This is a genomic window from Algoriphagus sp. CAU 1675, from assembly GCF_029222925.1.
In the GTDB taxonomy this organism is placed as follows: domain Bacteria; phylum Bacteroidota; class Bacteroidia; order Cytophagales; family Cyclobacteriaceae; genus Algoriphagus.
Genome location: NZ_JARHUI010000002.1, coordinates 37,406 through 60,626, shown reverse-complemented (window position 1 = coordinate 60,626; position 23,221 = coordinate 37,406). Strand labels below are relative to the sequence as shown.

21 protein-coding genes and 2 tRNA genes are annotated in these 23,221 nt (G+C 41.6%); 6 read left to right on the top strand and 17 right to left on the bottom strand.

Going from position 1 to position 23,221, the window contains the following annotated elements; genetic code table 11:
- Positions 1-94: 94 nt before the first annotated feature.
- The 5 genes from P2G54_RS04305 to P2G54_RS04285 form a co-directional block, all read right to left on the bottom strand.
- Positions 95-2,449: a PAS domain-containing protein gene (locus P2G54_RS04305; RefSeq protein WP_275868569.1), complete on the bottom strand. Its 2,355-nt coding sequence runs from the start codon at positions 2,447-2,449 to the stop codon at positions 95-97.
- 73 nt (positions 2,450-2,522) lie between these two features.
- A complete protein-coding gene (locus tag P2G54_RS04300) occupies positions 2,523-3,596 on the bottom strand; it encodes a Gfo/Idh/MocA family oxidoreductase (protein ID WP_275868566.1) in 1,074 nt (357 codons plus the stop codon).
- Positions 3,597-3,734: 138 nt separating this feature from the next.
- On the bottom strand, positions 3,735-4,409 hold the full coding sequence (locus tag P2G54_RS04295) for a peptidylprolyl isomerase (RefSeq protein WP_275868564.1): 675 nt from the start codon (positions 4,407-4,409) through the stop codon (positions 3,735-3,737).
- Positions 4,410-4,433: 24 nt separating this feature from the next.
- Positions 4,434-5,570 (bottom strand): 1-acyl-sn-glycerol-3-phosphate acyltransferase, encoded by a 1,137-nt coding sequence (locus P2G54_RS04290; protein WP_275868562.1) that lies wholly within the window; start codon positions 5,568-5,570, stop codon positions 4,434-4,436.
- 88 nt (positions 5,571-5,658) lie between these two features.
- Positions 5,659-6,516: an alpha/beta hydrolase family protein gene (locus tag P2G54_RS04285; RefSeq protein ID WP_275868560.1), complete on the bottom strand. Its 858-nt coding sequence runs from the start codon at positions 6,514-6,516 to the stop codon at positions 5,659-5,661.
- A gap of 132 nt (positions 6,517-6,648) precedes the next feature.
- Here P2G54_RS04285 and P2G54_RS04280 point away from each other — a divergent pair, with 132 nt between their 5' ends.
- A complete protein-coding gene (locus P2G54_RS04280; RefSeq protein ID WP_275868558.1) occupies positions 6,649-7,737 on the top strand; it encodes an AI-2E family transporter in 1,089 nt (362 codons plus the stop codon).
- Between the two features lie 78 nt (positions 7,738-7,815).
- Here the strand turns inward: P2G54_RS04280 and P2G54_RS04275 are convergent.
- Together P2G54_RS04275 and P2G54_RS04270 are read right to left on the bottom strand one after the other, a co-directional pair.
- A tRNA-Leu gene (locus tag P2G54_RS04275) sits at positions 7,816-7,897 on the bottom strand.
- A 28-nt stretch (positions 7,898-7,925) separates the two neighbouring features.
- Positions 7,926-7,999 (bottom strand) — tRNA-Pro (locus P2G54_RS04270).
- A gap of 360 nt (positions 8,000-8,359) precedes the next feature.
- Here P2G54_RS04270 and P2G54_RS04265 point away from each other — a divergent pair.
- On the top strand, positions 8,360-8,929 hold the full coding sequence (locus tag P2G54_RS04265) for a hypothetical protein (protein WP_275868556.1): 570 nt from the start codon (positions 8,360-8,362) through the stop codon (positions 8,927-8,929).
- A 74-nt stretch (positions 8,930-9,003) separates the two neighbouring features.
- On the opposite strand, the gene P2G54_RS04260 is transcribed toward P2G54_RS04265, so the two are convergent.
- From P2G54_RS04260 to P2G54_RS04235, 6 genes are all read right to left on the bottom strand, one after another.
- Complete coding sequence (locus P2G54_RS04260) at positions 9,004-9,453, bottom strand: response regulator (RefSeq protein ID WP_275868554.1); 450 nt, start codon at positions 9,451-9,453, stop codon at positions 9,004-9,006.
- Positions 9,454-9,547: 94 nt separating this feature from the next.
- Positions 9,548-10,360 (bottom strand): alpha/beta hydrolase, encoded by an 813-nt coding sequence (locus P2G54_RS04255; protein ID WP_275868552.1) that lies wholly within the window; start codon positions 10,358-10,360, stop codon positions 9,548-9,550.
- Between the two features lie 15 nt (positions 10,361-10,375).
- The gene (locus P2G54_RS04250) at positions 10,376-11,224 is read right to left on the bottom strand and encodes a type II CAAX endopeptidase family protein (RefSeq protein WP_275868551.1); all 849 of its coding nucleotides are present in this window, start codon (positions 11,222-11,224) and stop codon (positions 10,376-10,378) included.
- Between the two features lie 7 nt (positions 11,225-11,231).
- The gene (locus P2G54_RS04245) at positions 11,232-11,816 is read right to left on the bottom strand and encodes an RNA polymerase sigma factor (RefSeq protein ID WP_275868549.1); all 585 of its coding nucleotides are present in this window, start codon (positions 11,814-11,816) and stop codon (positions 11,232-11,234) included.
- 392 nt (positions 11,817-12,208) lie between these two features.
- Positions 12,209-12,841, bottom strand: coding sequence for a response regulator transcription factor (locus P2G54_RS04240; RefSeq protein ID WP_275868547.1), 633 nt, complete (start codon positions 12,839-12,841; stop codon positions 12,209-12,211).
- A 68-nt stretch (positions 12,842-12,909) separates the two neighbouring features.
- Positions 12,910-15,906 (bottom strand): sensor histidine kinase, encoded by a 2,997-nt coding sequence (locus P2G54_RS04235; protein ID WP_275868545.1) that lies wholly within the window; start codon positions 15,904-15,906, stop codon positions 12,910-12,912.
- 166 nt (positions 15,907-16,072) lie between these two features.
- Here P2G54_RS04235 and P2G54_RS04230 point away from each other — a divergent pair, with 166 nt between their 5' ends.
- The 3 genes from P2G54_RS04230 to P2G54_RS04220 are packed head-to-tail and all read left to right on the top strand — an operon-like array spanning position 16,073 to position 19,480.
- Positions 16,073-17,587: a hypothetical protein gene (locus P2G54_RS04230; protein ID WP_275868543.1), complete on the top strand. Its 1,515-nt coding sequence runs from the start codon at positions 16,073-16,075 to the stop codon at positions 17,585-17,587.
- Positions 17,584-18,654 (top strand): serine hydrolase domain-containing protein, encoded by a 1,071-nt coding sequence (locus tag P2G54_RS04225; protein ID WP_275868541.1) that lies wholly within the window; start codon positions 17,584-17,586, stop codon positions 18,652-18,654. Before P2G54_RS04230 ends, P2G54_RS04225 begins: the two co-directional genes overlap by 4 nt.
- A gap of 22 nt (positions 18,655-18,676) precedes the next feature.
- Positions 18,677-19,480 (top strand): glucose 1-dehydrogenase, encoded by an 804-nt coding sequence (locus P2G54_RS04220; protein WP_275868540.1) that lies wholly within the window; start codon positions 18,677-18,679, stop codon positions 19,478-19,480.
- A gap of 324 nt (positions 19,481-19,804) precedes the next feature.
- Here P2G54_RS04220 and P2G54_RS04215 read toward each other — a convergent pair whose 3' ends face one another.
- Both P2G54_RS04215 and P2G54_RS04210 read right to left on the bottom strand, forming a co-directional pair.
- Entirely contained in the window at positions 19,805-20,239 is a 435-nt protein-coding gene (locus P2G54_RS04215; RefSeq protein ID WP_275868538.1) for a DUF4345 domain-containing protein, read from the bottom strand.
- 11 nt (positions 20,240-20,250) lie between these two features.
- Positions 20,251-20,910, bottom strand: a complete 660-nt coding sequence (locus P2G54_RS04210; protein ID WP_275868537.1) for a hypothetical protein — start codon at positions 20,908-20,910, stop codon at positions 20,251-20,253.
- 144 nt (positions 20,911-21,054) lie between these two features.
- Here P2G54_RS04210 and P2G54_RS04205 point away from each other — a divergent pair, with 144 nt between their 5' ends.
- The gene (locus tag P2G54_RS04205) at positions 21,055-21,717 is read left to right on the top strand and encodes a hemerythrin domain-containing protein (RefSeq protein ID WP_275868535.1); all 663 of its coding nucleotides are present in this window, start codon (positions 21,055-21,057) and stop codon (positions 21,715-21,717) included.
- A 92-nt stretch (positions 21,718-21,809) separates the two neighbouring features.
- On the opposite strand, the gene P2G54_RS04200 is transcribed toward P2G54_RS04205, so the two are convergent.
- Positions 21,810-22,283, bottom strand: coding sequence for a hypothetical protein (locus tag P2G54_RS04200; protein WP_275868534.1), 474 nt, complete (start codon positions 22,281-22,283; stop codon positions 21,810-21,812).
- Positions 22,280-22,702, bottom strand: coding sequence for a RidA family protein (locus P2G54_RS04195; RefSeq protein ID WP_275868532.1), 423 nt, complete (start codon positions 22,700-22,702; stop codon positions 22,280-22,282). Before P2G54_RS04195 ends, P2G54_RS04200 begins: the two co-directional genes overlap by 4 nt.
- Between the last annotated feature and the right edge of the window lie 519 nt (positions 22,703-23,221).

The following is a 23,221-nucleotide window of genomic DNA, read 5'->3' as shown; positions in this document are numbered from 1 at the left end:
GCAATGCTTAGTAAAAAAATTATGATGCCCGTTAGGATTGGCCTCCTGAACAGCAACTTTAAAATGAGCGAGGTATCTTTTGGAGGATTCAAGATTAGAAGGGTTTTTTAATCGAAAAGAAAAAGGTGCTTCCCTGACCCGGTATTGATTCCAGCCAGATTTTTCCTCCGTGAATTTCGACGATTTTTTTGCAGATGGCCAAGCCTATTCCTGATCCGGAATATTCTTCCCTTTGGTGAAGTCTTTGGAAGATTATAAATATTTTCTCATGGTATTCATGCTCTATCCCAATTCCGTTATCCTTTATACTGAATTTCCAATGATCTCCTTCATCCTGTGATTCAATCCAAATTTCAGGAATCTGATTTTCGGGTTGGTATTTAAGAGAATTCAGGATCAGATTCTGAAATAGTTGGAAAATGGAGTTTCGGTGTGCAAAAATTTCCACAAGTCTTCCAAGATGGATTTTTGCCTTTTTTTCCTCGATTAATTTTTTGTTGTAAAGCAGAATTTCCTGGATCACCGAATGGGTGTTCAGTTTTGTTTTGACTTCAGAATGGTCTCCCACCCTCGAAAACTCCAACAAGTCCAGCATGATTTCCCGCATTCGTTTGGCTCCGTCTACCGCAAAGTGAATGTATTGCCTTCCTTTTTCGTCCAGGACTTCCTCGTATTTTTTTTCGATTAGACCCAAAAAGCTTGAAATCATCCGCAAAGGCTCCTGTAGGTCATGGGAGGCGACATAAGCAAATTGCTCAAGTTCTTTATTGCTGATTTCCAGATCGTGGTTGATCTGTTCCAGTCGGGTATTTAAGGTTTTCAGGGATTCTTCATAGGATTTTCTTTCCGTGATGTCCTGAATTGCACCTACCATACGGATGGCCTTTCCCTCTTCATCCCTAATAATTCTTCCTTTGTCTATTACGTAAATAGCTTCCCCGGATTTTTTGATAAACCTGTATTCCGTTTGGAAATAATATATCGAAGGGTCTCCCAGAAGTCTATAGAGATTATCGGTGATTTTTTGTTTGTCTTCGGGATGGATTCTGTCGCTCCATTTGCTGAAATCAAAATGAATACCCGCGACATCTTCCTCCAAAAAGCGGTTGAAGCCCTCACTCCAGAAATGCTCTCCCGTATCAATCTTCCAGTCCCAAATCGCATCGTTGGTTGCATTGGCTATGATATTAAACCGTTCATTGTATTCCTCGATCTTTTTTTCCGCTTCCTTTCTTTCGGTTATGTCCTGAAGTGCTCCTACGATTCGGATGGGAATTCCTGTTTGATCTCGAATAATTATAGTGTTTTCTTTAACAAAGGCATAGGTACCGTCAAATTTCTGGAAACGGTATTCGCCAGTCCATTTACTCGCAGAGATGTTTTTTCTGGTTTCGATTATGGATTCCATAATCTTCTGTAAATCGTCTGGATGAACTTTGCTTTCCCAAAAATCCGGTGAAACGTATTCCATCGTTTCTGGATATCCGAAGAGTCGGTGAAATCCTTTTCCCCAGAAAATTTTCTCGCTTGGAATATCCCAATCGGATACGGCATCTGATACCGCCTCCGTGGCAAGATGGAAACGTTCATTACTTTTTTGAAGAGCCTGTTGAGCCCAATAGCGGTCCGTTTCGTCGATAACAGTCGAAATCATCAGGTCCTGATCGGGGAGGGGGATGTTTTTGGCAGAGATAATGCGTGTTTCTCCCTGTTGAGTGCTAATGGGTATTTCCCTCCATTCCATTCTTTCCGGAACTCCGCTTTCAATATCATTTAAGATGATGTTCGTGATATAATTGCGGTATTCCAAATTCGGATATATTTTTTCAAAGAAGGAGCCTAGGTCTGTAAAATCTTCTTCCGGCCATCCATAAATTTTGGAAAATGCGGGATTGATGTAGGTGACTTTTCCTGTACTGATCTGATTGACAGTTATTCCAAGAGGAAGATTTTTGAGAGTTTCTTCTATGAATTGGTTTCTTTTAACCAATTCCAATTCGAAAGTCTTTTGAAGGGTGATGTCTTGGACAGTTCCCTTAAAACGCGGGTTCCCTGAAATGGAATCGGTTTCCAAAATTCCCTTTTCATGGACATATTTGATTTCACCAAAGGGAAGAATGATCCTGTGAGACATGTCCAGCGGATGTAGCCCAGCAATGGCTCCATCCTGATGCTTTAGAAATTCCTGAAAATCTTCTGGATGAATGGTGGCCTCAAATGTACTTAGCTTTGGTTTAAAGGATTCTTTTTCGACTCCCCAGATTTTATATACTTCATCAGACCAAAAAATTTCATGGGTCACAAGGTCAAGTTCCCAGTACCCGATTTTGCCAATCTCCTGTGCCAATTCCAGTTTTCTGACTAATTCCATCATCTGGGCTTTTTCAGAAATCAGCTCCTTCGAAATTCTTTCTTCTTGATTTTGCTTATCTGAGGGTATTTGTGGCATTTTGGATAGATGATTTTTGAGTGGAGGTTCTTCGTCATAGGTGAAAAACCAAGTCTCCTTGACTTAGATTAGTCTATAATCTAACAATTTCTCCTGTCCTAACCGACTCATCACAGGCAAAAGCAATTTTAAGACTGTTCAGTGCATCATCCAGATGGTCAGTCAAATCCAGATCTTCTTGGATGGCTTTCAGAAAATACGCTTGTTCACGGTCACACAGCTCTTGGTGTCCTGGTTCGTCTTTCATGTTCACCCATTCATCTTTTTTGGTGAAATGATTTTTGTCGTCAATGTCAGCATGATGGATCCGTATGGATTCGGTCTTGGTGTGTGAATCCACGTTGTCTGATTTGCCTGCGGCACCGGCATCCTTTGCCACAATGGAGACAGCTCCCTTAGGCCCGAAGACATCTTTGACAAAAAATGCAGTTTCGCTGATCATTGGACCCCAACCTGCCTCATACCATCCTACGGAACCGTCATCAAAGCGGATTTGAAGCTGTCCGTAATTGTAATTATCCTTTGCTATATCATCAGTCAGACGTGCTCCAATTGCAGAGACTGACAGGGGTTTGGACCGGGTCATTTGGCACATTACATCGATGTAGTGTACTCCACAGTCTACAATAGGGCTAAGGCTCTTCATGAGATTTCTGTGAACATCCCACATGAAGCCGTGACTTTGCTGGTTGAGATTCATTCTCATGACCAATGGCTTGCCCAGTTTCTGTGCTTCTTCAATGAATCTGATCCAGGAGGGATGGTGTCTCAAAATATAGCCAACTACCACTTTTTTTCCTGTTTCCTTCGCTTTTGAGATGATTTTTTCGCAGCCGATTACTGTATCTGCCAGTGGTTTTTCAATAAAAATATGGCATCCTGAATCTAAGGCTTTCAATGCAAAGTCCTCATGGGTGTCCGGGTATGTGGAAATGCAGACAGCATCAGGTTTGGTTTCCGCCAATGCATTTTCATAATCGTCGAAAAGTGGATAATCCGCTCCCAGGTTTTTGTTTAACCGGACTTTACTCTCCCCACGGGCTACGAGTCCGCAGATTTCAAATTCTGCCATGTGATGATAGGCAGTTGCATGGGAAGCACCCATGTTTCCACAACCAACAATCAGGATTCGGATGGGCTTACGCATTATTTTGGGAATTAAGGTTAGTAATTGACTGATCTTTTTAATGGGCTAAAACCATTCTCCAAATTATCCTCTTTGACGGATTTACCAAGTTTCCATTTCGGGAATGTATGATTTGGCTTTCTTTGGTTATAAATGGTCTCAGTGAATGGGGGCTTTCAAGCCTTGGATTTCCTCTTGGCTGAGATAAATGATATCAATGTCCAAACTCACAGGCTGTAGCGGAGTATCCAGCTGGTCCCGATCAACATTGACAATTTGATCGATGATTTCCATGCCTTTGATCACCTGGCCAAAAACCGTGTAATTATTGTCCAAGCGGTGCAGGCCTTCCTTATTTTGTACGATATAAAACTGGCACCTAGCGGATAATTTGCCGGGGTTATCATCCCTTCCTGCTCCTACAGCCCCGTAGCGATGCCTAAGTTCAGGGTGGAATTCCGGTTCCAACAAATACTCAGGATCATTGAATCCCTCAGGGGTGTCTGGGCAACCGCCTTGTGCCACGAAATTCGGAATGACCCGGTTAAAGGTCAAGGAATCCCAGTATCCCGATTCCGCAAGTTGGATAAAGCTTTTTTTATGGTTTGGAGTACGCTCATCTAGGGAGATCAGAATGGTTCCATAAGGGGTTTGAATCTGGCCTACCGGTATTTTTTCAGCTTGGGATTGGGCTGAAAGGAGGGCTGGACTCAACACGAAACCAGTCAGAAGGAGAAGAAAAAGGAAGTTTTTCATGCCTCTTGCTCTTGGGGTTCTATTTTTCGAATGCGCATTCCTTGTTAGAAAATCCAAATGTCGTCCTAGTCTTTTCAAATAAGGTGTTTAAGCAAAAAGTGCTCAATGAACACTAAGCACTTTTTGATGATTAATCACAGGATAGGCATACATGGAAAGGAAGTTCTTGACTATTTCAGGATGGGAAGTGTCAATTTTGGAATTCAGCCTATTCTCAAATGCTTTTTTCTCTTCCGGGGTATAAAAGTTCCTGTATTCTTCATTTCCATGAAGCAGGTCATGGGCTATGAAGTTGGAAGGCCATAGTTTGTAGCCTTTCCAGATTTTTTGGTCAATTAACTCGCCCAATGCAGAAAGTTTTTCACCTTGGCTGATTTCCATTTGGGAAATTTGCTGGATTTCCTGATCCAGAACCCCATTGACCTGAATGTGAATTCGTTTTTTAGTACCCATGATCCCTCTTAGCAAGTTGAGGAAATCCTCATTTTCACTTTTTACATACTTTTCATCTCTTGATTTTGCCAGAAGTTCGGGCATTTTTAGGATATCAGTGGGATCGTATTCATAGGAAATTGATACAGGAACCAACTTGATTTTTTCGAAATAGGAAAATGAGTCTCTACTTTCCTCTGATAGAGTAAGCATTTTTAGCACTCCTTTTTGAGTAATGTCATTTCCGTCTTTGGTCCTTCCTTCCCGCTGTGCTGTCCATACGGAACGGTTTTCATGGACCAAGGATTTTCGGATATACTCAGATACCAGCTGAGAACTTTCCAGTAAAGCCCTTCCGGTCAAGCCTCTTTTAATGGCGAAGTTCCGGTTGAGTTTGGACAGAGTCAGAAGAAATGGTTTTTGGATCAAATTGTCTCCAATTGCCGATGTTGTCATCACCAGCCCATTTTCATAGAGACAGGAATTCAGAAGAGAGGTATCGAGAATGATGTCCCGGTGATTGGAGATAAAGAGATATGCGGTGTTGGGTTCCAAAAGATCAAAACCTCCAGAGGATAGGCCATCTGAACTTTTTTCGAGGACTTTCATCAATCCGGGATAAATGAAGTTGATCTGAAAATCCCGTAGGGAATGAGTATGACTCATTTGTTCTTTCCAATGAGAGCTTTGGTCTTCCGGGAAGGTGAAATTCATCATGGCCTCAAGCATGGGATCATCGATGATACTCATCAATGCATTATGGACTTCAGCATCGTAAAAAGGCCTGATTGAATCAAATTTGGACATAGTAATGGGTAGTGAAACTCCTGCAAAAAGCAAAAATTCGACGAATTTTGGAATTTATTTATGCTTTTGTAGGAGGAAGGAAAGTTAATTATTGTCTTTTCAGGTACTTGTCAAAAAACAACAGGTGAACCGGTAAAGCTTCAGTCCAATAGGGCCAGGTATGGGCTCCCGGTCTTTCAATGTATTCGTGAGGAGTGCCGTTTTCCAGGAGAAGCTGATGCATTTGCCTATTGGTAGCGATGAGAAAATCATCCACCCCACAATCGAGAATAAGATGCAGCCCGTTTTCCTTCATTTTTCCCACATAGCCTACAGCAGTATAGGAGTTGAATTCAGGTCCATCGTAATTCAGGTCTTCGCCCAACATGGCTTTTTGTTGGGTACTTCTGAGGGTTCCGAATTCTTCCGGAACTTTCCACATACGGGTGTCAATATTCATTACCCCACTCATACTCCCGGCCGCTACAAAAAGCTCAGGGTGGCGGGCAGAAAGCCAAATGGCCCCATGTCCTCCCATGGAAAGTCCAGTAATCGCCCTGGATTCTCTCTGATTGAGCGTCCTGTAATTTTCGTCAACAAAAGGGATAAGCTCTTGGATGAGATAGGTTTCATAACGGACAGAATCCATTTTAGGGCTATCATAATAGTAACAGGAAGGCCCAACTCCTGGAGTCACGATGATCAAATCCTGTTCTTCTGCCATTCGATTCACCAATCCTGGCTCGGTTACCTTCTGATGCCAATCACTGAATGAACCACTTCCACCATGTAGGAGGTAAATTACGGGGTAGCTTTTTTCATTGGATTGGTAGGTTGATGGGGTGGTGACAGCAGCCTTCAGGGTTTTGTTCATGGCGGAAGAATATACTTCAATTGTGTCCACCCGGGCCTGAGCAAAGCCCAAGGCAGGAATAGACAAAGCCAAGGCAACGATTAATTTTTTCATAGGTATGAGTTTGATCAATTCTAGATTTTTGAAAATTAAGTATTATTTGGAAGTTTTCATTTGAAGATTGATGGGCTGAAAATATTTGCCTTCAATGGATTTAGTATATTCAGCTATCAATATCAAAACCTGATGAATTCACTACAGAAAACGGCATACTTTCTTGTCATATTGGTTTTTGGATCCCTGGTGCTCAAGGAAGGTTCATTTATCCTGGTTCCTATGGTTTGGGGGGTCTTTTTTGCCTTTTCCCTCAATCCCATTTCCAACTGGTTCGAAAAACGAAGATTTCCTCGGGGAGTAGCTATTGTTATCAGTATTCTTATTGTTACCCTGATAGCCGTGGGTATATTCTACCTGCTGCTCAATCAAATGGTAGGGTTGATACGGGATGTACCCGAAATAGGAGAAAAACTTCAGGAAAAGCTAAGTATTTATATGGACGAAGCCAGTTTGCTACTAGGGGAAAACTGGCGAGACCCTGCTCATAAATTGGAGGTTTGGTCGATTCTGAAATTAGAAAACCTGGACGAGACTCTCTTTTCTACGGGAAAATCATTGACTCTGGCAGGTATTATTCCTTTGTATATCTTTCTAATGATGTATTATAAGGATTTTTTTATGGCTTTTCTATTAAAACTTTCTGCCGATTCAAATGAGAAAGTCCTGCTTTGGGTTGGAGACAGTGGTCATATCATTCAGTCCTACCTTAGCGGTATGCTTCGGGTAACAGGGATTATGGTGGTTTTGGCGGGTTTGTTTTTCTACTCCATCGGGGTCAAATATTTTCTCTTATTTGGGGTGTTTATTGCTGTGATGAACCTAATCCCTTATGTAGGAGTGGTGATTTCTTCCTTTTTCGCAATCCTTTACGTGTTTTTGACCACAGACTCCATGGTGTATCCACTCTTGACTTTTGTGGTATTATGGGGTATTCAGTTGTTGGAAAATAACATCATCACTCCATGGATTGTAGGGTCTCAGGTAAAAGTTAATGCCTTGGCAGTGATTTTGGCCATACTACTTGGAGGATGGCTTTGGGGAATTTCAGGAATGGTTCTTTTTATTCCAATGGTGGGAGTTTTGAAAATTACCTTGGAGAGAAGTTACGGTTTGGAAGCATTTGGATATTTGCTTAGCGATGATGTGCCGGTAAATGAAGAGAAGGAAAATTACTTAAAACTCTTTTTGAAAAAGATTAAGAGAAAGAAGATTAACTGACTCGGACAAATTGGTAAAACTAAGATTGGCATACTGAAACAAAAAAAGAGCCTATACAGTGAGTATAGGCTCTTTTTGTGCGGACGAAAGGATTCGAACCTTCACACCCGAAGGCGCTGCCACCTGAAGACAGTGCGTCTACCAATTTCGCCACGTCCGCAACGGATTTTCATTAAATGATTTAAAAGTCGGGGTGGCAGGATTCGAACCTACGACCTCCACATCCCAAATGTGGCGCGATACCGGGCTACGCTACACCCCGAAGACTTTTTGGTAAGTTTGTACTGGTTGTAAACTACCTGAAACAAACTTTTCTGAATAGGCCAATCCCTAATTCGGATGCAAACTTAGGGAAAAATTACTTAAATGCTACTCGTGTTTTTAATTAGGATAATTTTTTTTTATCCCTTGCCTATGACTAAATAATAGGTCATAGGCTTCCTTTTGCATGGTACCGATTAGAATTCCACTCCAAAGATTTGAATTCCAAGGACCTTTAATATGCTGACTCTAAAAGATGGGAGTAATTCTAGGCAAATAAAGCCTTTATCCTAAGCAACTGTAGCTCAATTTTTCCCATCTCAAGGATTGAATTTTCTGTTTTAATACTTAATCAACATTTATGTTTCGTACATCAATATTGACAGGCTTGATTTGCCTGATTGGATTTTCATCTTGCGGTGAAGACCAGGATCCGCTGCCCAATTCCAACGAATTGCCTGAAATTTTACTGGGCACTTGGTTGGATGAGTGGAGCTTTACAAGTGGCTATGCCTACAAGGATAAGCTGTATAATCCGGCAACTGGGCAGTGGTTTGACGGAGCTTATGATCCTTGGAGCATGAATCCTAGGCCAGGCTTTGGTATTGAGATTTTTGAAGATGGGACATTTTCTTGGTCCACAGTGGTATCCACCGGGGTGGGAGGCTGCCAGGCTTATATTGCAGAATACTTAGAGGGAAAGGTTGAGTTCGTGGATGATCAATTGGTTTTTAGCCCTGACATAAGGAGAAAGAAATATCATAGTTCCTGTAATCCTTCCATGAATTTTGACAGAAATGAACCCACTAGCGCTTTCCAAATGGGCTATCGACTTCAGGTCCAGGATTGGGGGCTTGGTAGATCACATGTAACTTTGAAGCTCTTGGAAGGGTCAAGCGAACGTGCCTTCCAAACTATTAAGCAAAACTGATCTAAAAGTGGGTTGGTGGGAATCCCGTTTGAACCAAATACAATAAAAGAGCCTTCAGAAAGCTGAGGGCTTTTTTATTGCTCATTGACTGATGGCTGAATAAAAAACTTATGCCGAATCAAAAAATCCTTGAGGTATTCAGGGGATAGGGGCTTTTGAATATAATCCAACACGTCAGGGAAGGAATAAGCTTTTACCTCATCCTCTGGGTTGATGGAGCTGGTGATGATGGCAATTCTGAATCTTTTTTTGACAGATTGGTCCAAGGAAGCATATTCGGTCAAGAAGTCCCAGGAATTCATCACCGGCATATTGATGTCCAGAAGCAATAGAATGGGCAGTTCCAGATTTTCAAATTGCTTCTCTTCAATCCTTCTTTGGATTTCCTGGATTGCATGGCTTCCGTTGTCGTATAGACTGATAGTTTTCGTATAGCCAATGGTGCGAAAGAGTATGCTGCCTACTTTTTTGACGATCAAATCGTCTTCCACAAACATGACTTCGCTGATTAGGAATTCTTCCATTGGAGTTTAGAATTTTATACAAATATGATGTTTTATCTTTTTTTTGGGGGATTTCTATTTTATAAACAGGATTATTTATTTCTGTGGTATTTATTCAGGGTTTCTCCCAGCTGCTCTTATACCAGGAAATAAGCGTTTCCTCAAATAATTCTGGTTCCTCAACCATGGGGTAATGTCCGCTTTTCTGAAAAATTTTGGTGTTCAAATGAAGGAAGTCTGACAAGTAAGAATCCCAAAGGGATAATGATCCGCCTACATAATCATGCTTTCCATGAATCAGTAAAGTTGGGCAGGATAAAGGCATGCCTCCCAGGTTTAATTCATAATCATGAAATAGTTTTCCCCAGACCCAATCCAGAGTGGGAAGGTGTGTTGGGACTCCCTCCCAAAGTTTGGAAGCATCAAAATTAGGATCAAACCAGTTTTTGGCTTTTTGTGCCAGTGCAAAATGGACAAATCTGGCCTCGGGATTTTTTGATATTTTTTCGGATAATCCAGACATGTCCTTTTTAAAAATTTCCTTCCTTTCGGTATCTGCTTCCAGTTCAAAATACCCGGCTATTTTCTGGGTTGTATTTTCATGGAGATTGGGACTACAAGCACAAAGAATAAGGGCGGATACATGTTGGGGATAGGTTTTCGCATATTCTAGAGCCATATATGCATGGCCCGAGTGTCCAAAAACCAGAAAATTATTCAGCTGCTTTTGACTTCGGAAAGACTCAATATCTAAAAGGATGGAATTGAGATCAGAATATAGACTTTCTGAATAATTTGGAGAATGGGAAAATCCCAAGTTGTCAAAATGTATGAGAGTAAAAAGCTCTTCCAAAGAACTTGGAAGAGCTTTTGAATAAAAACGTTCGGATCCAATGACCAATAGAATAGGCTTAGAATGCTGAAGCATTGTGGGGAAATTATTTTATTTTCTATCGTTTAGGCCTAGAGAAGTCCCTGAATTTTTTAAAAATATAAGGGCAATTGCCATGCTTATAAGCGGAACGACTATTCCGAACTCCCCGGCGAAGTAAGGGGTAAGCTCCTCATACTTGGTCAGTCGGTCAAAAAAGGTTTGGATCACCCCGTTATGTGTGGCATGAAAAACCGCTACAGGCCAAATACTTCCGGATTTAATCCTCAACCAAGCCAAAATGATTGCGCCTGAAATAACAAGTAGGAAAAAGCATACCAAGCGATACCCCAATGGGGTGCTTGATTCACCGTATTCACCTTGGATAATTCCGGGCAAGTGCCAAATTGCCCAAATCAGTCCGCTGATAATTGCCGTCATCTTGAAGTCTACCCTTTTGAAAAGTTCGGGGACCAAAAAACCTCTCCATCCGATCTCTTCGCCCAACCCTAAAAACATGGAAGGAAGCAAATTAACCAGGGTTATGTAGAAAAATGCAGCCAGTATGACGAGGCCACTATTTTCACTTTCGAAGCCCATGGTAAATTGGGCTCTTTCCAAAAATGTGGGATTTGGGAATTCTCCAACACCGGTCAGCCAGATTATGAAATAGGAAATGCTACCATAGGTGACAGGAATGATCCAGCCCAAAGCAATCCATTTCAAGCTGAATCCCCAGCCGATTTCCCGGAGCGATCTTTTGTGAATTAGACTGACAACCAAGGCTGCCAAACCAGGTGTCCACATGATTACCAGGGACTTAATATTTCCTGCGCTTGATAAAGCCGGAATGAAGTTGGCCACCAGGGTAAGTGCAGTGGCCAAAATCAGGAAATGAATGATTTTAATTGGTGGCTTCATTTGGGCTTCAGTTTTTATTGTTTCTATATTCCATTAGCCGCTGTAGGTAAACTCTCGCCCGGCTAAGCTGCGATTTGGAGGTGTTTTCGGATATTCCCAAGGTTTTGCCAATTTCTTCATGGCTCATTCCTTTCAGCACAAAGAGTTCGAAGACTTTTCTATATCCAGAGGGGAGGAAGTTTAGCATGCTGACCATGTCGTTCCACTCCAATAGATCTGAGGGATTGTATTGATTGGCAACAGGGTAGATGTTTTCCAGTCCGATCTCTCTAAAAAGATTTCTTTCTTTTTCCAGATGCATCAGGCATTCGTTGACTACAATGCGTCTGATCCATCCTTCAAAACTTCCTCGCTGTTGGAATTGTCCAATTCTGTCGAACACTTTTCCGAAGGCGATGATCAGTACATCTTCAGCGGCGGCTGTCTCCTTAATGTACCTGAGGCAAATGGATAGCATCTTCGGAGACAGCTTATTAAAAAGTTCCCGCTGAATTTTTGGGTTTCCCTCCAAGCAACCTAAAAACAAGCGTTTTTCGGCGGCAACTTGGGGAAGAAGTTGGATTTCTTTTGGATTCACCAATGGCTTTTTCATGGTTAGTTTTTCTGTGGGTAGTAGTTGGTTTCATTTTCAAAAAGGGCCTTTGGTTGATAGCTATTATTACGAAAGTTGATCTTTCCCGATCATGGACAAGGGATCACATGTTTGTGTGATTTTAAAGTCACTTTTTAGGTCAACCCGAGTGTAAGTGCTTTGACTTTTTGGTTTGGAATAGTTCACCGAAAAGGTCAATCCCCATAAAATCAAGGTAATTTTCAGGAAGGCTTTCATGTAGGTATTTCACATTTTGTACAGTACAAATTTGCGAGTGTTGGCCGGATCTTGAAATCGCATAAATATGTGAAAAATAGTGAGTTGCGAATTTTGGGAAGAAGAGGATGTAATAAAAAAAAGCCACCCTTGGGCGGCTTGCAAAAAGTTCAACACTAAACAATTTTGTCTCGAAAAGCTTTGGCAACTGCCTCACTTTTTGAGTTGACATGAAGCTTTTCGTAGATTTTTTTGATATGGCTTCTGACGGTGTCCATGGCAATGAACATTTCTGCTGCGATCATTTTGTAGGAATAGCCTTTGACCAACCATTGAAGCACCTCTTTTTCTCTTTCGGAAAGATTATAGTCCTTGTCTGATGGAAGATTTAGCTGGGCAAACATTTTTAAAACCTGGGTAGCAACGGAGGCAGTCATTGGAGCTCCGCCTGTCGAGGCTTCCTCTATGTATTCCAATAGTTTGGCAGGAGGTGTCTTCTTGAGAATATATCCGTTTGCCCCATTTTGCAAGGCTTCAAAAATATTCTGGTGATCATCAAAAACGGTGAGCATCAATATTTTGACTTCCGTGTTGGTTTCACGGATGATCTTTAATCCCTGCAATCCATTGACACCGGGCATGTCTATATCCATCAATATGACATCCGGTTGGTAGGTTTTTATCTCGTTGGCTACATTCGAACAGTTTTTAAAAGCCGCCAATACGCTGAAACCCTCACTGCCGTCAATCAACATGGTCAAACCTTCTCTCAGTTGTGGATTGTCTTCGTATATCAGTAGCTTAATCATAGAGAATCTAAAAATCTTGGTAAAGATACCTCTTGTTCTATCCCAATTCAATCACATAAATATGTGGATTACAGAGGAATGGTTAAAATCAACTCGGTTCCTTTTCCGGGTTTAGAGTAGATGTACATTGTTCCTTCAAGGCTCGCTGCCCGTTTTTTCATGTTTTGAAGCCCATTGCCCTCATGATTGTTCTCGGAATCAAAACCTTTTCCGTTGTCCTTGATCTGCATTGTAAAGCTGGTTTTATCCAATGAAAACAAAATCAATACCCGCTCTGCTTTGGAATACTTTGCGGCATTGTTGATACCCTCCTTGAAAATCAAAAAAAGGTCTCTTCTGGCATCCATGCTGAGCTTCATGCCAAGCACTTTTTCATTGATTTCCATAGAAAACTCAATGCCTTTACTCTCCAATACTTGATTGGCAAATTCCCTCATTCTGGCAATGAGCTTTTCCATGGTGTCATTTTGGGGCTTGATACTCCATACAATGTCATCCATGGATTCCATCATTCGTTGGGAGTTTTCTGAAATCTTGGAAATATATTCACTGGACTTGGCAGGATCGGTTCCGATTTTAGTTTTAGCCATGGAGCTAAGAATATTGATGGTACTCAGGGTAGATCCCATGTCGTCATGAAGGTCTCTTGCCAACCTGCTTCGGAGCTTGACCACAGCCAGAATCCGGTTGACATTCATTTTATAGATTAAAAGAATGATGCTCAGAAACAGCAAACCCATTAAAGCCTTAAACCACCAGGTTTGAATAAGGCTGGGCTTGATTTCAAAAGGATAGCTGGCGGCCTCAGAAAAGACTCCGGATTCATTGTAACTTCTTACCTCAAATCGGTATTCCCCGGGAGGTAAAAGTGAATAAACAGCCCGAAATTCGCCTTTAGCCTCCACCCAATCTGGATCGGCCCCTACAAGCCGGTATTGATAGCGGAATCTGTCCTGAAGCGAAAAATTTAGGATATTGAAATCAAAATTCAGACTGTTCTGATGGGATTTGAAGGATTGCAGGGGATTTTCCGAAGTGCCATCTCCTACATACACCCCAAATAATTCCACATTGGTTATGGTTGGAGTAAGAGGAGGGAGGTTTTTGTCAAACTGAAGAGGATCGAAAATGATCATTCCATTGGAGCTCACAAAGGCCAGCTGTCCATTTGAAAATCTTTTTCCGGTTCTTCCGTCTTTGGGCAGATGGGAGAAAATATGGTTTTTACCAAACGATGTAAAGGTATTGGAAATAGGGTCAAATCTGGTTAGTCCATTTGGGGTATAGACCCAGACCATGCCTTCTTTATCCACCTCCATATCAAAAATATTATTGCTCAGCAAGCCATTGGAATAGGAAAAAACCTCGTTTTCACCGGTATTCACATTGTACTTGTTGAGCAATTCAAAGCCCATCATAAAAAGGCTGTCATTGACTTGGAGGATACCTTCCATTTTGTTGGAACTAAGCTGATTCTTGTCTAGATGCCTGTTTATATCCCCGGTTTCGGGATCCAGCATATAGACTCCTTCATCTGAAGTGGTGACCCAGATTTTTTGATCCTGACTGACGATGATTTTCGGAACATGTGCATCGAACCTTCGGACAATTTCAAATCCATTTTCATCCAATCCTTCCCGACGGTACCGAAGCACTCTTCCACTTTGTGTGCCAAACCATAAATCTCCATTTTCCATTTGGGTGATAGTCAAAATGGTAGAGTTTTCGAATAGAGGAGGCTTGATGAATTTGGAAGTATTGGTTTGAAGATCAATGATCTGAAGCAGACCTTTTTGAAGTCCCACCCAGACCAAAGATCTTTTTGGATCAAAATGAATGTCCCATACTTGTTTGGATTCAATTGTACCGGGAGAAGTAGTATACAACCAAGGGAGATTAACCGTTTGGAATCCGCTTTTAAAGATTTGGATTCCTTTTCCCCAGCTTCCAAGCCAAAAAGTAGTGTCCCCTTGGTAAATGACCTCTTCCAAAGCCTGGAATTCATAATTTCCATTCTCGGTAGAAAGCTCCATGAAATACATACTGGGTGTGTCAAAATGAAGGAAATACAAGCCCCTGTCTGTTCCTGCCCAGAGCCCTCCGGAGGGATCATAAACCAACTTTGATATCAAGTCATATTTTACACTGCTCTGTTCAAATACCTCAAACCGATGCGCTTCCCGGTTCAGTTTTGCAAAAGCCTGGACTCCATACCTCCATAGTTCGCCATTCGGCAACTCCAAGCTTCCAAATATCTCCTGGTAGTTGGAATTAGTATTCGCCAAGTCTTGCTGGTGCTCTTTCCAGGTATTGGTCTGTGGATTATAGGAAACAAGCTTTTCATTCGGAGCCCAGTAGTTAATCCAAAAAATTCCTTTTGAATCAATAATAGTATTTATAACATGCCCGAGGTCTTGGTTTTTCAGGACCTCCAGGTTTCTTGGATTGTTTTGATGTGTGAAAATTTCGGAAGTGCTTGGGTCAAAAACCGCAACCCCTTCTACACAGCTTATCCAATAGAGTCCATTTTTATCTTCAAATAGAGACCGGGGTCTCCATCCATCCGGGATCTGAACCGGAAGATTCTGGTCAGTAATTCTATTGTTTTTCTGGTCTATCCACAGAAGCTTGGTGTTGGTGAGAATTACAAAAAGATTTCCCTTGCTGTCCATCCACAATTGCTCACCCAAAAAGCGGTTTTCTTCTTTTTCAAAAGGAATAGGAGTAAAGAGTTCCAGTTCCGGCTGATAATATCCATAGTCATCTCCAACTTTTAGCCATAGTGTCCCCTCCAGATCCTTAAGGATTTCCATGACTGGTTTGCTGGGTTGGAGTTCTGGGCTTTTAATCTGATAGGTCATGAAGGACCTGCCGTCAAAGCGCTGCAGTCCATTCACCGTCCCTATCCATAAGTATCCAGAATCATCCCTGAAAAGTGTAAAAATCTGATCAGAGGCCATTCCCTGCTCGGTCCCAAAATGGGTTACAAAATACTTTCTCCTTTCCGCCAGCAAAGTGAGAACGGAGAGAAACAATAAAACGGAAAGCAGGAGTTTCTTAATCATTTTCAGCTGCTAAAAATAAGTGAATCGCTCTGAAAGCCACGATCTTTTGTCTCATAATCACATGTTTATGTGAGATATTTTTCTCTGGGATATACGCAACCCCGCACATGTTTTCTCAATCAATAACACAAAAAGACAATAACCTTTTTTTAAAACTCTAAAGACCATGATACAACGAATCCTTTCCGTTTTTTTTCTATTGATCCTTTTTTCATGTGACAAGAATCCGGAAAATCCTTTGACTCCATTTGAGTTGGAGATTAGCCAGCCAGGTGTGTTTGGTAGCACTCTTTGGTTTGAAATCCAGTCCAGTCCAACTATTCAGGACTCAGATTTGGATTTTTTCATAGGCTCCCAGCAGGTTTTTCCTCAAAAACTCGCAAATGGGACCTATGAAGTTTCCATAGCTGAATTGGATGCAGGAGTTCATCTGCTGAAAGCAAGACAAAAGTCCAACCCTGAGAACATGAAACAAAAGCCTTTTGAAAAGGCTGAATTTCTTCTGGAATTACGGGTGGATGAAAGTTTTTTATCGGAGGATATACGGCATTTTCTCCTTGTTTGGGATGAAGAGGGGAATTCCTTTTTGGAAAAGGAAATCTTGGAAACAGGCAATATCCGAATTCCTATGGGAGAGATATTGGGGACAGAATTCAGTTTTGGGATATTTTCCAGAGCAAATGGTTTTGAACAGGGATTAGGTCAGATCTTTAAGCAGGTTCCCTTTGGAAAAAGCTGGCCCTTGAAAGTTGATGCAGAGAATGAAAGTCCATTTGGTTCCGCAAACCTAAAATTCAGAAATATTCCGTCCCATCAGGAATACTGGATTGGCAACCGAGGTGGCTTTTCCCATGGAACATCTCTTTCAGCCAACTTTGCTGTTTTTTTGGATTACATCCCATCCCGATTTTTCCTTCGTTTAAACCAGGGAGAAAGGATACTGGGGAAATTTTTTCAACAGCAGGCTACCCTTTCCGGTGCTTCTCTTGATTTTGATTTGTCCCAACTTCAGGAACTCAATTCTTTAACTATCAGCTTGTCAAAATCTGTTTCAGGTTCCTTTTCGGCCTTTGGTTTTGAAAATCCCAACAATCTTCAAAGCCAATATTACCTGCAGGTAGACCTACTCGAAGACCAGGACCAGGTCACCCTTGCAGATTATGCCGAATTTTTCCCATGGGTAGAGTTTCAACTCACGTATTTCGAGCAGGATAGCCAGACCTTTTCCCGCTTTAGAGGGGAAGAATTTGAAGGGGAAATAGAGTTGTTTACAGGGGATTTCTCTCTTCAGGCAAAGAATGAAACAGATTATCTGCTTAACCCAACTGGTGATCTAGATCTGGTCTATTCAATTTGGTTCGGAGCGAGTGAGCCCAATTTGACTTGGCTGGTCTTTCAAATACAGGATCCCCATAACAATACCCTTCAGGCCCCTGCTTTTTCAGGAACTGAAATACAGCTTGAAGGACTGTCCCTCGGGAGGGTACTTGTAGAGGAAAGTGATCTATTGGAGGACTATCAGGATTTCCTGAGGGATTTCTCTTTGGGTAAGTCTCATGAGTATTTTGATTATGCAGAAAGGTTCCATTCCAAAATGAAAAACCCGGCTTCTGCAAGAGTGTTGGTTAATCCATCTGAAGAGTTGAATCAATTTTATATCCTTAAAAACCACTTACAATGAAAAAGATAATGACCCTGGCTCTGATGGCCTTTCTGGGTTTTAGTGTAAAAGCTCAGGATCAAACTGATTTGTTTTTGGACAGCGTGATGCAAGCCCAGCATATTCCCGGAATAGCTGTGGCGGTGATCCGGGAAGGGGAAATCATAAAGAAACAAACCTATGGCCTGGCTAACCTGGAATGGAATATCCCGCTGCGGGAAAGCAGTCCTTTCCAATTGGCATCTGTGACAAAAATATACACAGGAATGCTCTTGGGAAAAATGCATCAGGAAGGGTTACTTTCTTTGGATGATCCCATGGGCAGCTACTTGGATTCCATACCGGATAGTTGGAAAGGAATCACGATCCGACAATTGGCAGCCCACCAGTCTGGGATTCGGATGATTTCCTTGGAAAGCTATCAGGATCTTGGGTCTGCGATGAAGGCGGCTGTTGAGGCAGGCTTGGAATACGAACCCGGTTCTAGGGAATTCTATGTCAGCACGGATTATGCGTTTTTAAATCAGATCATCCAAAATATCACCGGGATGCCTTTTCAGGAAGCTATGGACAAACACCTTCTGAAACCATTGGGCTTGACTCAGACTGGATTTGATAATCTCAGTGACGGAGGATTGTTTCGTTCGGCAAACCTTATCAAAGAAAGAGTAGCTGTGTATGGATGGGATACGGATCACCACTTTATTTCGGATATGAGATTCCCGATTTGGTTTTACCCTGCAGGAGGCATTTATTCATCCATAAGTGATATGGCGAAAGCCATGCAAGCATTGGACAGTGGAGTTTTTATCCGAAAGGAAATTCAGGATATGGTTTTTGGTCCCAATCCTTTGAAAGATGGGAAGCAATCAAATTTTGGTTTGGGATGGATTACCGAGGAATACCAAGGGTTTAAGATGACGGGCCACAGTGGTGGGCCGGCCTTGGCAGATCTGATACGGTTTCCTGACTTAAAAATCAGTATTATTGTTCTTACCAACCGCAGAGGAGGTTTTTATCCTTTCCTTTCTAGAGGGGTTGCCAGATTTTATATTGAAGGGCTAGTAATGCCTGAAATTCCTGACTAGGAAATTGTTTAAACCAAAACAGATGGAAAGACTCAAAAACAAAACAGCCCTAATCACAGGTGCTGCCAGGGGTATTGGAGAAAGTATCGCTAGACTATTTATTCAGGAGGGAGCCAGAGTGATCCTTTCCGACATCTTGGACCAACAGGGTAAGGAGCTAGCAAAAGAATTGGGAGAAATGGCATGCTATACCCATCTGGATGTGAAAAATGAGGGGGAATGGCAGCTCGTTTACGAACGGATTTTATTGGAATATGGAGGACTGGATATCCTTGTAAACAACGCTGGAATCACGGGTTTTTTGGAAACCAAGGGGCCTTTTGATGCCGAACAGGTAGATATGGATTCTTGGAATGAGGTAATGGCCGTCAATCTCAATGGAACAGTGTTAGGCTGTAAATATGCCATTCCCCTGATGAAGAGAAAGGGAGGAGGAAGTATCGTGAATATTTCTTCCAGAAGCGGGATCGTGGGGATTCCGGGGGCGGCAGCCTACGCAGCTAGTAAGGCGGCGGTGAGAAATCATAGTAAATCGGTGGCACTTCTGTGTGCTGAAAAAGGATATGCCATCCGATGCAACTCCATTCATCCTGCTGCCATCATGACTCCTATGTGGGATTCCATGCTTGGAGAAGGGGAGATGCGGGAGAAAATAATCGAGCAGGTGGAATCAGGAATTCCCTTAGGAAGGTTTGGAAAGCCTGAAGAAGTAGCTTATGCTGCTCTCTTTTTGGCTTCGGATGAATCTTCGTATCTCACAGGAATTGAACTGACTGTAGATGGGGGGATCCTGGCCGGAGCGGAGGCCAAGCCCCAAAAAAGATAAATGGAATGCAGGTTAAATTGGAAAGGCTATCATTTTGATGGCTTTTTTTTTGCCTTTTCCTCAAGAAGGGAAGGCGTATAGACGAAAGGCATTAGGAATGTTTTTACCTCAGGTTGAATGGAACGATGATCATTCAAAAACAGGTCCCTAAGCTTTGCTCTTTCGACAAAAACTTAATTCAGAAAGCAAATTCGTATACCTTGGTGCCGATTTAATCTTCCCTTCCTCACTGAAAAAAAGAGAGAGGCTTTCTTCTAAAAGCAGAAAATAAAAACGCCTTGACCGTTTTTCAGATCAAGGCGAAAAATAGAAAGGGACTCTAAATCAAAATCCTTGCTTTGGGATAAATTTCTGTTGTCTCCTTTTGGATTTCAGAGCGAACCAAAGACCAAGTCCCAGCAGGGCAAATAGGCCTTCAATAAAAAACCATTGAGTCCCGAAATCCCCTAAAGGACCATCTGAAAGCAAGGTGATTAATCTTGAAAATGCATAAGACCCCCAGAACAAACTCAGGAATGCCGCACCCTTTTCCGGGAAATTGACTAGAAGATAAAGGGTGCTGAGGCAAATCGTGAATCCCACTCCTCCGTAAACTCCTCTGATAGAACTCAAGGCGTCGTTGTTTTCAAGCTTAACTTGGACCAGATCCATGACCGCCTGGGGATCCAAAAGTGCCATCAGGCTTACATAAAACAAGGATATCAACGACAAACTCATGTACGTTTTGGTGGCAATAATTAAATGTTTATAAGACTTCATAAAAAGATGGATTAGTGTGCATGTGAGGTGAAGACCTGAATATGCTCCTCCAAATCCCAAAGTTCCGGAGACTTGTTTTTCATCAATTCAGGACATTCTTTAAATAGTTTTTTGTAGGCTCTCCAATAGTTTTGGTACTTCACCTTTAGAACTCTCTCTCCATTTTTTGAAAGGTAATAGGTTCCTTCTTTGGGATTAGGAGTTGGGTCTTGTGCAACCTGTTTCAACCTTCTTTTTTCAGTGGATGGTGCATAATAAACCTCAATGATACCGCTGTTCTCTGGGTTCAAGAGCTGTAGCAACAGTTCCTTTTTTCCATGGACTTTCAGATTGCGGTAAATGATGAAATCTTCTGGCATCAAACTTTCTTTTTTCTCGGAAATAAGCTTTTTGTTGGCTTCGGCTTTATCTGATATTACTATTCCGAATTCATGAAGCTCTTGGGCAGCTATTTTTTTATTAGTGCCAGAAGCTATTTCCATATGGATTTGCTTGATTGATTTGGAATGTTCTGTATCATAAATTCTTCCCTCAATCAACCCTCCGTTTTTCAGAATTGCATACCCTCTGCTATCATGGTGAGTGGGGATTTGTGGTTCTTGGATCTGCTGGGCATTGGCCTGAAACACCAGGCAGCCAATTGCAGCTAATGTGAAAAGTGAATTTTTCATGGCAATATGAATTAATAGTTAGTAGGTAAGAGATGGAAAAATAGAAAAGTGAGTTGCTTGTAAGACTCAGCTTATTTTTTCATACCTCATGCAACCACAATTGAAATTTTTCAATCTCCCAAGAGTAACTTAAACCATCATATTATGAGAATGAATACCTATGCCTTTCCTCATAAGGCTTTGAGAACTTTGTTGGGAAAAGTGTCAATAGCTGCTGGAAATGCAGATCCCTCCTTTCCAGAATCCCTTCAAAGCCTCAAATTCCTTTTTAAAGAACTCTATGATTTTTTGGAGGAACATGCCCAAGTTGAGGATCAGGTCATTTTGCCTGCGCTGGAAATGAGAATGCCGGGAAGTACTCTGGAAAATCATGAAGAACACGAGTATTTGGATGCCCAAATTGGAACTCTATCAAAACAACTTGAAGCCTTGAATGCGGAGAGTAGTATGCTGGAGGTCAATAATTTTTATCTGGATTTTTCAAATTTCCAGGCTGAGTACCTCAAGCACATGTTATTGGAAGAGCAGGATATTTTGGAGAAAATCTGGATGAATTTTTCGGATGAGGAATTGATGGAACAGCATCAGCGGATCCTGGCATCTTTTACTCCGGATCAGATTATGGCAACGTTTAAATACATCATCCCTTCTCTGACTTATTCAGAGAGAAGGATGGCTATGGGAGGATTAAGGGCAAATGCCCCTGAGTTTTTCTATCTGCAAGTTTTGAAGGTGGTAAAAGCCCAAATGAATGAATCTGATTTTGATAAAATGGTAGCTGAATTAGAGATGCCTATCGAGAAATAATTTTTTAGGGTATTTTTTGGTTGGGAGGCTGTGTTAAACAGCCTCTTTTTTATTCATGGTAAAGCCGCGTCCATGATGCGGCTTTTCCTTTCCTAGTGATTAATTCCCACATCTACCACCCATTTCCATTCTCCGACTGGGTCTTTTTTCCAGATCGATAAATAGCTTCCCTTGCTCAGTAGCTTATTGGAAGAATCCCGAAGTACAAAATTTCCCATGGTGTATCCCAAATCTTCGGAGGAGGCAATGGTTCCTGACTCCGGTTCCCATTCCAATTTAAACCCGCCATTCATTGGTTCCAGAAAGCTTCCTAAGGATTCTTTTCCTTGGATGGGTTTACTCCCGTTTCTCAATAGGATAGCCTCTGGGGCAGCATAGTAAAGAAATGCTTCCTTCAGCCCAATTGAACTTCCCATTTTGGCAAAATCCCGATCGGCTTGCAGTAAAGTTTCCAGGGGATCAGGGGAATTGCTACAGCTCATGAAATACCAAAAAATACTAAGCAAGAAACTGCTTAACCAAAGGGATTGGAAACGCTCTATTAGTGTTTTCTTAAATTTTTTCACTGCTTTTCGATTTCAGCGATAAGTTCTACTTCAAGGATGGAATCCTCATCAAAAAGTCTTTTGATCTCCACCCAAGTGGCAGCAGGTGTATGTGTGCCATAATACTTTTGTCGGATAGGCTGGGCATTTTGCATGGCAAGCATATTTGTGGTAAAAAGTCCTTCTTTGACCACATGATTGAAATCCAACCCATATTTTTCAAGGGTTTTGCCCAATGTGTCATAAACCCTTGTTACAGCTTCCTCCATAGTTCCTTTTCCGACAGTTCCGGAAATAAAGAGAAGGTTGCCTGAGCGATAGGCTTGGGCATAATTCCATTGTTTTTCTCCCTCTTCGTGGAAGTGGAATACTTTTTCCTGGGCATTACAGACTTCAGCACTTAAGAAAAATGCCAGGGATGCGATTAAGGTTTTGAACATAATAAAATGATTTAGTTTAAATGGAACATTTTGAAAGTTTAGGCTAAAGAACCTTATTCATTGCTTCAGTCATGCATTCTGAGCTTAGAGCAAGGGATTTGCTGATAATAAAAGGACCGCTGAGGCCTAAAATTCTCAGATGCTTGATTTAGAAATTGATGTACTTGCATTGATGGAGAAAAAAAACAACAGGTTGCTTGGGCAGCAGTTGAAAAAGGGAGTGCTCTTTCAATAAGAGCAGATTTTAAAGGTTAATGGATTTTTACTTTTTTGGTAATGCAAAAATTTTAAGTTAAAATCCATTCACTGTAAACAGATTGAAAAAGCCCTTTCCGCCTACTTGCTCAGGTTAACGCCGACGGCTGTAGGTGTAAAGGTTTTTCCGATTTTTTAGGAATGGAGGAAAAATTCTAAAGGTGTTTTCTCATTGCATCCCTTTTCCTTTCAAAGTAATGAAGATATAGGGTGAAGTCGCATATTCAGCCAGCCCCTGTTGGCAGATAGATAACATGCTTTATA